A 1,667-nucleotide genomic window follows, 5' to 3' on the forward strand; every position below is an offset into this window, starting at 1 on the left:
GGACGGAGCTGCCCTCATGTTCATGAAGATCGACCGCCTCCTCACGGAGCTGCCCGAGCCGAAGAAGCCTGAGCCTAACGCGGCCGCCGCTCTACAGGAGCTGCTCGGTGGTAAGTACGGCGAGATGTCGACGCTCGGGAACTACATGTTCCAGAGTTTCAACTTCCGCAACAAGGAGAAGCTCCGGCCGTTCTACAGCCTGGTGTCGAGCATCTTCGCCGAGGAGATCGGACACGTCGAGCTGGTTTCGACCGGTATCGCCCTGCTCAACAACGGCCCGGGCAACCCGAAGACGGACGTCGATATCTCCAAGGCGCCGTTCGCCGAGATGCAGGATATCCGGCTCGCTGGCGCCTTCCTGGCCAACGGCGGCGGCGCGACGCCGGTCAACTCTAACGCCCAGTCGTGGAACGTCGACATGGTCACCACGACCGGCAACTTGATCATCGACTTGCTGCACAACTTCCACCTGGAGTGCGGCGCACGCATTCACAAGCTGCGGGTCTACGAGACCATGATCGAGCCGACTGGCCGCGAGACCTGCGCCTACCTACTCGTGCGCGGTTCGCTTCATGCCCACGCCTACGCCCTGGCCCTGAAGAAGCTCACCGGTGTAGCCATCGAGCAGATGCTACCGACGCCCAACATCGACCTGTCGCGTATCCCGGAATGTCAGAAGTACCTCGACGAGGGCAAGCACCGGCGGCTCTACACCTTCAGCGAGGAGGATTACCGGGAAGCGGCCGGCGTCTGGTCGAACGATGAGGTCGCCCTGCCGGGTGATCCGCCGGGTAACCTGGAGGTAGTCGACGGCTATCCCGAGGGTGGCAAGATCCCGGAACTCGACGGCAACTACGGTGCCTTTGCACCCGACTATGCGCCGGAGGAGATCTTCGAAATCGCGAGCAAGCTCTACAAGAAGAGCCGCTAGGCCACTTAAGGGTCAGAGGCATCGGCCGAAACTGATAGAAGGCTGAGCCATAAAGGAGCCCCGCGGTATCGAACCCGCGGGGCAGGTCTCGGTCACATGCGCGAACGACGCATATGGTGGCGTCGGTGATGCTTCATACGCATCATACCCCGCTGCCCACCCATCCGCTTCTGCGACGGGCTCTTCACGCTGCCCGGATTATTCATGTTGCTTTGGGCGCTGCCGCCGCCTGACATCTGCGCAAGAGCTGAGCCGCTGACTGCGAACGACAGTGCGGCCGCGAGGGCAAGCATCTTTATCGACATGGCGTTTTCCTCCAAACGGATCGGTTCGATCGGTCTGGGTCTGAACGCCGCCGCAGTCGATATTGTTCAAGCAGCCAATAAGAGGCCGCCCCCAAGGATCAACGGGCCGACGTCAGCCTCTCTGCGCACGACGTCGGCCCGAATTGGGCGCACACGGACAGGAAGAAGACCTAGTCACCCAGATCGTAATTGGCCGTTGTCCGCAAGCTCGCGTCCGCCGCTGATACGGAGTAACGGGAGAGTACGGAGGTCAGGTGTTCGCCGCTGAACGAGAACGGCGTTACCTCGCCGCGCGCATGGGTTGATAAGCTCACCAAGCACAGGGCCGTCTTGCTCGGTTCGGCGGGCCGCAATAGGATACTGCCTGCGCTCTTGGCCGAAAACAGCGCCGCATCCGCCTCCGCGAAGAGCGCTGACGCGTTGTGCGACAA

The 1,667-nt window shown here is 62.0% G+C and carries 3 protein-coding genes; 1 reads left to right on the forward strand and 2 read right to left on the reverse strand.

Annotated elements, in window-relative coordinates:
* The first annotated feature begins 16 nt into the window (after nucleotides 1–16).
* Nucleotides 17–931 carry a manganese catalase family protein gene (locus MKL01_RS15800; RefSeq protein WP_243906164.1) on the forward strand — a complete coding sequence of 305 codons (915 nt, stop codon included), beginning with the start codon at nucleotides 17–19 and terminating at the stop codon, nucleotides 929–931.
* A gap of 92 nt (nucleotides 932–1,023) precedes the next feature.
* On the opposite strand, the gene MKL01_RS15805 is transcribed toward MKL01_RS15800, so the two are convergent.
* Nucleotides 1,024–1,236 (reverse strand): hypothetical protein, encoded by a 213-nt coding sequence (locus tag MKL01_RS15805; RefSeq protein ID WP_243906162.1) that lies wholly within the window; start codon nucleotides 1,234–1,236, stop codon nucleotides 1,024–1,026.
* 170 nt (nucleotides 1,237–1,406) lie between these two features.
* Nucleotides 1,407–1,667, reverse strand: a 261-nt coding sequence (locus tag MKL01_RS15810; RefSeq protein ID WP_243906163.1) for a hypothetical protein, incomplete at its 5' end; no start/stop codon positions are given.

Origin of the sequence: Methylobacterium sp. J-070 (assembly GCF_022829385.1) — a bacterium.
Taxonomy (GTDB): Bacteria; Pseudomonadota; Alphaproteobacteria; order Rhizobiales; family Beijerinckiaceae; genus Methylobacterium.

Excerpts from the sequence above, each read along its gene's own strand:
- MKL01_RS15800 (WP_243906164.1), top strand. The coding sequence starts at position 17 with ATGTTCATGAAGATCGACCGCCTCCTCACGGAGCTGCCCGAGCCGAAG.
- MKL01_RS15805 (WP_243906162.1), bottom strand. The coding sequence starts at position 1,236 with ATGTCGATAAAGATGCTTGCCCTCGCGGCCGCACTGTCGTTCGCAGTC.